Below are 8,974 nucleotides of genomic sequence, written 5' to 3'. Positions count from 1 at the left end.
CTCGACGGCCACGTAAGGCAGCGGGATGCACAGTACCCATGCGAGCAGGAGCTTGCGCTGCGCGAGGAGGCGTTCGAGGTTGCCGCGCGCTTTGTGCAGCGCATACGCGGTCCAGAGCGCGAGCAGCATGAACGCGAAGCCGATGCCGGCCATCACCCGGAACGCGTAGTAGAGGAGCGGCACCATCGGCGGCTGGTCGGCACGCGGGAAGTCCGTGAGACCCGAGACCCGTCCGTGCAGCGAGTGCGTGCCGAGAATGCTCAAGAGTCCCGGCACTTCGATCGACCAGTCATTACGCTGATTTTGCTGATCGGGCCATGCAACGAGCGACCATGCGGCGCCTGTGCCCGGCTTGTTGGTCTGCCAGTGCCCTTCGATCGCGGCACCTTTCGCGGGTTGAGTCGCGAACACGCTGGTGCCGCTGGAGTCCCCCAGCCAGACCTGAAGCGGTGCAACGACAACGAGCACGCCCAGTGCGATCTTGAAGGAACGCGCAAAGAACTCCGGGTGCCTCCGGCGGAACAGGTGGTATGCCGAGATGCCTGCGATCACAAACATCCCGGTTTCGATCGCGGCCGTCCACATGTGAGAGACGGCCCACACCATGTCGGGGTTGAAGATGGCCGCTGCATAGTCTGTGATCACTAGCTTGCCGTTGACGACGGTGATACCGGCGGGCGTCTGCATCCACGAATTGGCGACCATGATCCAGAATACGGAAATGCTGGATCCGAGCGCTACCATCGCCGTGGCAAAGACGTGGACGCCACGTGACACACGTCCCCAGCCGAGCATCATCACGCCGATGAATCCGGCTTCGAGCATGAACGCCATTGCGCCTTCGAAACCGAGAATATTGCCGACGAACTGGCCACTGAACCGTGCGAAGCGGGACCAGTTGGTGCCAAACTGAAATTCCAGCGGAATGCCAGTCACCACGCCTACCGCGAAATTGAGCGCGAGCAGCTTGCTCCAGTGGCGGGCGTGGCGGTAGTACATCACGTCGCCGGTGCGAATCCACAGGACTTCGATCAGCAGCAGAAATATCGACAGACTGACAGTGAGGATAGGCCACACGATGTGGAAGATCGTGGTCATCGCGAACTGCGCGCGCGAGAGCTGGAGTACGTCAGTGAGCATGGTGACCGTCCCATTGCGGTGTGCGAGTGGCTACGTTTGAGCGACGCCAGCGTTGGGAGACGTTGCCCGTATAGAGCAACCTTAGGCATTGATGGTGCGCGGCTCAATTGCACAAAGGTGTAACGATACCGAGGCGCCGAAGCGATGGAAGGTCACGAAAACCTGCTCCCAAAGTTTAATTGCGACTGTGGGCGGCTCGGCCTAAATTGGTTCGCAGGCAAAACGTTTTTCGCGAATACCAACGAGACGGCGGTCAGATCGGCTCGCTATACAAGGTCTCTGTATTGGGGACTGTCTGGATGGTGCTTGCGGCGACCCGTCATGATGAAAAGCGAAATCTTCACCGCCATTGCGTCGCGCCTTTGTAGCGCTTACATCACGGGCCAGGTGCGACGCACCGTCCAGATCGCGACAAGCGCCAGAAAGTGGGCTGCTTTTGCGGACGGCCCTATGCCACCGGCCGGTTACGCGATTCTCGCGCTCATGGTTGGCGCCGTGCTTCTGGCCGCACTACTGACGGCCTGTTGGGCGCGTGTTGGCATTGGCAGCGTATTCCGGGTTGGCTGCTGGTTTTCGTGAAGCCGGAGCGGCTTCGTCATTTTCGCCAATGTTGAACTTGCCCCGGCCGCACAGCACCTGGGCATCATCTTGCGCGCCGGCGCGGCGCGCTGCCTCCTGAACCGCGTGAACGAATGCGGCTGTGACCATACTCGTCAACAATACGCCCTGCACTCCGATCAGTATCGAATCGATCCGACCCACGATTGTCGTGGGCACCACGTCGCCGTAGCCGATCGTGAGCGCCGTGATTATGCAAAAGTAGAGGACTTTCCCAAACGAGGATGGCGTTTCGCTTGCCGTTTCGATTGGACCGCCGGCGTAGTACATCACCGCCGAAAGCACAAGAAACAACACAAATAACGCTGCAAGCGGCGCATGGAGGTACCACAGGGTCCTCGCAAATTCTTCGAACACATGGCCAGCCTTCAGTGGGGCGGGCGCGGAACGCCCACGATTCTTATCCATGGATCATCTCCAACAGTCTTCGTACACCAGGCGAGGTTAGGCCCACGGCGGAGCGGGGAGCCATTGCACGATGGTGTTAGTCACACCTTCGCATCCCGGCAAATACGTGTCTTGCACCCCAAGGTGTAATTGCGGCTGAGTTGGGGACGCCCTAGATTGGTTCGTAAGCCGCCACTCCAAACGAGGCCACGCTTTCATGCGCTGGCATGGCTCGTTTGCAGGATCAGCCGTTTGCCCCCGAGGACCTGGAGCTGAGCAATGTATCGTAACCGCCACCAATCAGGTACTGAATACTGCGCACAACGTGCAGCCGCCTATACATCGACTGACGTCGCGCTTGGCGGCTCGAATGACGAACCCGTTCTCGGTGCCCACCTGATCACTAAACGCCACGGCTACGAACATCACGGCATTTATGTCGGTAGCGGCATGGTCATTCACTATGCGGGTTTCGTGAAGTCCGTGCGTCACGGCCCCATCGAGGAAGTCCCGCTCGACCAGTTCGCCGATGGTCACACGGTTGCTGTGCGTCGGCGTCCGTACCCGAAGTATTCCGGCGTCCAAACCGTGCTGCGCGCCCGCTCGCGGCTCGGCGAAGACCGCTATCGCCTGCTGACGAACAATTGCGAGCACTTCTGCGCATGGTGTCTGGTTGGTGAAAGCCGCAGCGAACAGATCCACGCATTCCTCAAACATCCGGGCGCAGGCGTCCACGCGCTGCTGTGTCTCGTGAGCGCCCTCATCGGCATCCGGGTCAAAACCGATCGCGCAGCGGTTCCTGCGGCGTGATTCCCCTCACTTCAGTTAGATACGGACAAAGGCGCGAAGGAGGCCACCATGAGCCCGACCGAAATGACCCTGCACTGGGCCGTCGACAAATGGCTCGCGCCCACGCTTGCGATGCGCGCGCATGTCGTGCGGGTTCGCGGCACTGGCATGCATCGGCGCTGCGTGTGCGTCGAAACGGTGCTCTCCGGCGGCGGTCTGCTGTCGATTGTCTTCTTCCGTCACAGCGATGGATCGTGGAATGTCTATCCGCCCGCGCCAGCGCGGCCGGCCATGTCCGCGTGGAGGTCTGTGCGATGAACCACGGCTTTGGCAATTTGACGAAGCGCGTTCCCGGCGCGCACTACGTATCGGGGGTCTCGGCGGATGCCGACGATCTCGTGTCCAGATCGGAGCGCCTGCTCAAGGTGTCAGTCATTGTGGTCTGTTGCTGGACACTGATTGAGGCACCGCTGGAACTGAGCGGGTCGATCGATTTAACCTCACTGCTCGCTGTGGTGGCGTCGAAGGTACTGGTTTGCCTCATCGGTTTCGCTGCCATTGTCGACCTGCGCTTGACCCGTCACGTCTTCGCTTTCATTTGCGCAGCGAGTGTATTCGCTGTGGCACCGGCGTTACCTCTAGAGTACACGCACAGTGTTGCCCTTGCTCTCGTCTCGACGGTCGAATGCCTCGGTAAAGCGGCGTATGTTGTCGCGTTCGCTCTGGCGTCGTGGAACGGAGAAAGTGTCAGCGAACGTTTGATCGAAGGCCGCCCTACGGCGAACGACCCGCAATGAGCCGCTCGATTGCCGTGAGTCTGTCATTGCTGACAATGCACGGCTGTGCTGCTCGGCGGTTGCGCATTTGCGCCATCGATTCCGCTGTTCGGTGCAGCCTTTCCGGACTGGTTGCTCTGTATTCTCGGCGGCATCACGGGGACTATTCTCGTCCACCTCGCATTGAGCCGGCGCGGAGCGATCCTGGCGCTCGCACCGCTCGTATCCGGCGCCGAGTGCGCTGCTTGCGATGACCGCCTGGCTGGCGTTTTTTCACCGTTGACGTGGTCCAAAAATGACTGACGACGCTCGCGCCGCGCGGCACATGAAGAAGCATCCTGCCGCTGCGATTGTGCTGATCGCCATCGGCTTACTGGTCGTGGTTCTGTGGCAGCTCGATCACGCACCGTCTACCGACGACGCTTTTATGTACGCGGACACGATCAGCGTCGTTCCCGAAGTCAGCGGCCGGATCATCGAGCTTCCCGTGCGCGACAATCAGGCCGTCAAGCGAGGCGATCTGCTACTGCGCATCGACCCGCGCCCCTGTCAGACTGCGCGGGATGAGGCGCGCGCACGGCTCGACACGCTCAACAACCAGATCGTTTTGACGCAGCGTACGGTCCATGCGCAGCAATACAACGCGGATTCCGTGCAGGCTGCCTTCGAGCGGGCCCGCGCAGTGGCAAACCAGGCCGAGGACACGCTGCGCCGCGCCGAACCCTTGCTCGCGCAGGGCTAAGTATCCGCCGAGGAAGTCGATCGCGCACGAACTGCGCAGCGCTCCGCGCAGGCGAACTAAATGCCGCGATGCGCGAGGCGCAGCAGGCTAGCGCAGCGGTTAGCGGCGTTGATGCGTTTGTCGCGCAGCGCGCGGAAGTCAGGGCACAAATTGCCCTTGCCGAGCTGAATCTCGAGTTCACGGAGGTGCATGCGCCGTTCGACGGTCGGGTGGTCTCGCTGCGCACGACGGTCGGGCAATTCGCATCGGCACTGAATCCTGTTTTCACGTTGATCGATTTTTGTGAATCGCTGCGTGCGTTGCTTGGCGCAGGTCCGGACGATCTTTCCGACATCAGGCCCGTCGCGTTGCCGCTGCAGCAGTCCGCATTGCCGCCGACACTGTCATACGAACTGCTTGCGCGTCGTCCGGACCTGCAAGTGCTGCGCTGGTATGTGCAGTCTTCGTTCGATCGTATCGACGCCGCGAAGGCCGCGTTTTATCCGAGCTTCGACATCAAGGCGTTTTTTGGCCTCAACGCGCTACACCTTGCGGACCTTTTTACACATGCCAGTCAGCAGATCAATCTGATTCCCGGTCTATATCTGCCGGTATTTGATGGCGGCCCGCTCAACGCGAACCTGAGCGGCGCTCGCAGGCCAGCAACACACTCATCGCGCAATACAACCAGGCCGTGGTGAATGTCGTGCGCGACGTAGCGGTAACGGGTAGCAGACTTCAGGACCTCGACCAGGAAGCCCTGCTGCAGGCGGAGAAAATCGACGCGGTGTCGTTCGCCGAGGCCAGTGCTCAGGCGCACTATGATAGGCGTTGCGAGCCGACTGACGGCAATGGACGCTCGCCAGGCAGTGTTGCTCGAACGCATCTCCATGCGGGAACTCGACGGGCAGCGCCTCAGTCAGGCGATCGCACTGTCGAAAGCGCTCGGAGGCGGGTATCTCGACGAGGAACCGGTTGCGCCGCGGGTAAGGTGACCTAGCCTTCACGCACTTGCGTGCTCTGGGTCAGTCTTCGTGCGATGTTGACTAGTTCGGGGAGCGAGCGGGCAGCCATCTTTTGCATCACATGTCGGCGGTGCACCTTCACTGTGATCTCGCTGATGCCCAGTTCGGCTCCGACCTGTTTGTTCAGCAGGCCGGATACCACCAACGCCATGACCTCCCGCTCGCGCTGACTGAGTGAGGCGTAGCGATCACGGATCGACTGCATCCCGGCTTCCTCGCCCAACGCCGCGCGGCTGCGCTCGATCGCGTGCCGGATGGCGTCCAGCAGCACCTGGTCGTCGAATGGCTTGGTGAGAAATTCGGCCGCTCCCGCTTTCATGGCTCGCACCGTCATCGGCACGTCGCCGTAGCCGGTGATGAAGATGATCGGCATGTCGGTACGCTCGGACGCAATCAGGTTTTGCAGGTCGAGGCCGCTGAGATCGGGCAGGCTGACATCCAGCACGAGACAGTTCGGGACCATCGCGCGCGTGCGTCCGAGAAAGTCCTGGGCGCAAGCAAAGGTCTCCGCCCTTAGACCAGCAAAGCGAATCATGGCTTCGAGCGACTCACGCACCGAGACATCGTCATCGACGACGAAGACGACCGGCGTGGCTTGCGCTGACGACGATTTCGAGGTGGCTTCAACTGCACGAGCGGGTATCATCTTGAACTCCATTCACAGGCCCCGGGGTGAATCATTCGACCTTGAGCGCGGCCTGGATCGCCCCCAGAAGGGCGGTGTCGCTGAAGGGTTTGAGCAGACAATCGACGGCACCTTGTTCGAGCATGCGCGGGCGCAGCACCTCGTCCCCATGCGCCGTGATGAAGACAATGGGAACGGCTTCCCGGCGCCGCTTGAGCTCGTGCTGAAGGTCCTCGCCGGACATGCCGGGCATGGCGACGTCGAGGATCAGGCAGCGCACTTCACCGGCGCAACCGGAGGCCAGAAATTCTTCTGCCGACCCAAATGCCCGGGTTGCGAAGCCGAACATATGCAGCAGGTCGGGCAGCGATTCGCGCACCGACTCGTCATCGTCGACCACCGCGATAAGCGGGCGCTCTGTCATCACAGATTCCTTCGGGGTCGCTCCGCGTCCGCGCGCGCGGACTGTCCTGCGGGCGCGGACCGCTCGGCGGCGGCCACGCTGTCCGGCCGACACGGAATGGAGAAAGTAAATGTGGCGCCGCAGTCTTTGTTCGAGGAGACCCACAACCGGCCGTCGAGGCTTTCGATAATGCAACGGCTTACGGACAGGCCGATGCCCATGCCTTCCCGCTTGGTCGTAAAAAGCGGATCGAAGAGCTTGCCGGCAAGCTGTGGGTCGATGCCCGCGCCCGAATCGGTCACGGAGAGCCGCACGTGGTCACCATCGTCGCGCTCGATGCTCACCAATATCTGCCGTGGCCGGTCGTCGACGCCATTCATCGCCTCCACGGCGTTGACAAGCAGGTTGAGCACCACCTGCTGGAGCTGGATCTTGTCCCCGGCGACAGGCGGCAGATCGTCAGCCGTCTTCAGATGCAGCACGATCCGCTTGTTGCGAATCTCGCCTTGCAGCAGATCAATCACCTCCCGAGTCGCTTCGACCAGATCAACCGTATCGGTCGTGATGGATTTGTTGCTGAACAGCGCGCGCAGGCGTTTCATCACCTCCGATGCGCGGTGCCCGTCGCGGATCGTGCGTCGTACCGTCTCGAGCGCGCCTTCCACATTGGGCGGTTCTGCACTCAGCATGCGCAGGCCGGTGCTGGCGTTGGTCACGATGCCAGTCAGCGGCTGGTTGATCTCGTGCGCGATCGAGGCCGTCAACGCGCCTTGAGTGTTGACCCGGCCCAGATGGGCCAATTCGGCGCGCAACGCGAGAAGCGCATCTTCGGACGCCCGACGCTCCGTCATGTCCTGCGCGGCGCCGATGTAGTCCAGCGAGCCTTGCGGGTCGCGCGTGGCGTGCGCCTGTATGTGAATGTGCCTGACCGGGCCGTTGGGCAGCAGCAGTCGGATTTCGAACTCCAGATCTTTGCCTTCTCGCGCCCGCTCGATCATTTCGTCAAGTAGATGGCGGTCGCCAGGGTGGAAGCGGGAGGCGATCGTGTCTATCGTAATCGGCACCCCCGGTTCGATCCCGAAGATGCGGTAAAGCTGATCTGACCACGTGAACGCGCCCGTTTCAAGGTGCCAGCAGAAGCTGCCGCTCGAACTGAGCTGCTCCACTTTGGCCATCAGCGCCGCGCTTTGGCGTAAGCGCTCATCCGCCTCCTGACGCGCAGCGATGCTATGTGCCCGCTCGATGGCGATGCTCGCGATGTGCGTGAACTGTGCGATCAGTTCGCGCTGGATAGGCGTGGGATCGCCGGGAGCAGACCGAAACAGCGTGAACGTTCCCAGCACTTCGTCGGTACGCGACAGGATCGGCGTCGCCCAGCAGGAACGCAGTCCATGCGCGAGGCTGCGCTCGCGCCACGCCTTGGTCCAGCGCGCGTCCGACGCGACATCGGGCACGATCACCTGCGCCTTGAGGGACACCGCCATGCCCAGTGGGCCGGAGTCATCGGACGTGGCACGCGCACCGACAGGGGGGAGAAAACGCTTCGGGAGACCGGGAGATCCCAGATGCAGGCACGCGGTGTCGTGTGTTTCCCGAAAGGTGACTCTGCAGACGCAGTCGGTCGCGATCTCTTCGACGAGTCGACATAGGTCGTCGAGAACGTTTGGCAAAGGCTGCCCTGTCGCGACCATCTCCAGCAGGCGATTCTCGCCCTCGAGCAGTGCCTCGGCACGCTTGCGGTCATCGATATCCGTCTGAAGGAAATACCAGAGAGCGATTCGGCCCTCGTTATCGCGCAACGGAAAGCCTTGCACGCGGAACCATCGGTAGACGCCATCGGCACGGCGATGGCGCGACTCCGCATCATAGGGCTCGCCGGTGCTGATCGACGCCCGGAACCGGGCGATCACCGCCGCCCGATCATCGGGGTAGGTCAGGCCGTTGGTTTTCCATCCCCGCAACTCCTCGAGGGTCGAGCCGGAAAATTCGAGCGTATGACGGTTGGCGTGCAAGACGTCCCCGTCGGGCGAGAAAAGGATGACCCGGGTGGGGAGGCCATCGACGATCAGTTCGAAGCGCTGTTCTTGCGCGCGCAGCGCAGCTTCGGTCTGCTTGCGGTCCTCGATGTCTGAGTTGATCCCGCACCACTTTACGGCTTGACCGGTAGCATCGGTAATCGGACTGGCTCGGCATGTGAACCAGCGATACACGCCATCGAAGCGACGCATGCGCGCTTCCGCCTCGCCCCGCTCGCCGGAGGCGAGGACGGTTCGCCAGGCTTCGATCAGCCCCGGCTGATCATCGGGATGGAACGCCGTCTGCCAGCCTTCGCCGGACGCTTGCTCGACGGAAAGCCCCGTATATTCGCACCAGCGCCGATTGACGAACTCGATGCGGCCGTCAGGGAAGGCTGTCCAGACCAACCCTGGGAGCGCATCCACAGTACGACTGAGTTCGTTTTCCATCGCGATCCTTTTTGCCGCGTGCCTT

The 8,974-nt window shown here is 61.8% G+C and carries 9 protein-coding genes and 1 pseudogene; 5 read left to right on the top strand and 5 right to left on the bottom strand.

Going from position 1 to position 8,974, the window contains the following annotated elements:
- Both AB4Y44_RS36280 and AB4Y44_RS36275 read right to left on the bottom strand, forming a co-directional pair.
- A partial coding sequence (locus AB4Y44_RS36280; protein ID WP_368702212.1) for a cytochrome ubiquinol oxidase subunit I occupies nucleotides 1–1,140 on the bottom strand: 1,140 nt, incomplete at its 3' end.
- Nucleotides 1,141–1,650: 510 nt separating this feature from the next.
- Nucleotides 1,651–2,166 (bottom strand): potassium channel family protein, encoded by a 516-nt coding sequence (locus AB4Y44_RS36275; RefSeq protein WP_342924155.1) that lies wholly within the window; start codon nucleotides 2,164–2,166, stop codon nucleotides 1,651–1,653.
- A gap of 258 nt (nucleotides 2,167–2,424) precedes the next feature.
- On the opposite strand from AB4Y44_RS36275, the gene AB4Y44_RS36270 reads away from it, so the two are divergent.
- The 5 genes and pseudogenes from AB4Y44_RS36270 to AB4Y44_RS36250 all read left to right on the top strand — a co-directional run.
- Entirely contained in the window at nucleotides 2,425–2,955 is a 531-nt protein-coding gene (locus AB4Y44_RS36270) for a lecithin retinol acyltransferase family protein (RefSeq protein WP_342924156.1), read from the top strand.
- Between the two features lie 48 nt (nucleotides 2,956–3,003).
- The gene (locus AB4Y44_RS36265; protein ID WP_342924157.1) at nucleotides 3,004–3,252 is read left to right on the top strand and encodes a hypothetical protein; all 249 of its coding nucleotides are present in this window, start codon (nucleotides 3,004–3,006) and stop codon (nucleotides 3,250–3,252) included.
- Nucleotides 3,249–3,731: a hypothetical protein gene (locus tag AB4Y44_RS36260; protein ID WP_342924158.1), complete on the top strand. Its 483-nt coding sequence runs from the start codon at nucleotides 3,249–3,251 to the stop codon at nucleotides 3,729–3,731. Before AB4Y44_RS36265 ends, AB4Y44_RS36260 begins: the two co-directional genes overlap by 4 nt.
- Before the next feature lie 45 nt (nucleotides 3,732–3,776).
- Nucleotides 3,777–4,013 carry a YtcA family lipoprotein gene (locus AB4Y44_RS36255; RefSeq protein ID WP_342924159.1) on the top strand — a complete coding sequence of 79 codons (237 nt, stop codon included), beginning with the start codon at nucleotides 3,777–3,779 and terminating at the stop codon, nucleotides 4,011–4,013.
- A pseudogene (locus AB4Y44_RS36250) lies at nucleotides 4,006–4,730 on the top strand (biotin/lipoyl-binding protein); the annotation flags it as partial. The gene AB4Y44_RS36255 and the pseudogene AB4Y44_RS36250, both read left to right, overlap by 8 nt.
- Nucleotides 4,731–5,427: 697 nt before the next feature.
- On the opposite strand, the gene AB4Y44_RS36245 reads toward AB4Y44_RS36250, so the two are convergent.
- The 3 genes from AB4Y44_RS36245 to AB4Y44_RS36235 are packed head-to-tail and all read right to left on the bottom strand — an operon-like array spanning nucleotide 5,428 to nucleotide 8,949.
- Nucleotides 5,428–6,102: a response regulator gene (locus tag AB4Y44_RS36245; RefSeq protein WP_342924220.1), complete on the bottom strand. Its 675-nt coding sequence runs from the start codon at nucleotides 6,100–6,102 to the stop codon at nucleotides 5,428–5,430.
- Between the two features lie 31 nt (nucleotides 6,103–6,133).
- The gene (locus AB4Y44_RS36240) at nucleotides 6,134–6,505 is read right to left on the bottom strand and encodes a response regulator (protein ID WP_342924161.1); all 372 of its coding nucleotides are present in this window, start codon (nucleotides 6,503–6,505) and stop codon (nucleotides 6,134–6,136) included.
- A complete protein-coding gene (locus AB4Y44_RS36235; RefSeq protein WP_368702211.1) occupies nucleotides 6,505–8,949 on the bottom strand; it encodes a PAS domain-containing protein in 2,445 nt (814 codons plus the stop codon). Before AB4Y44_RS36235 ends, AB4Y44_RS36240 begins: the two co-directional genes overlap by 1 nt.
- Nucleotides 8,950–8,974 lie beyond the last annotated feature (25 nt).

The sequence above is a fragment of the Paraburkholderia sp. BR10937 genome (assembly GCF_040965695.1).
In the GTDB taxonomy this organism is placed as follows: Bacteria; Pseudomonadota; Gammaproteobacteria; order Burkholderiales; family Burkholderiaceae; genus Paraburkholderia.
The sequence above is the reverse complement of the archived record's forward strand: the minus strand, read 5'-3'. Positions and strand labels throughout refer to the sequence as shown.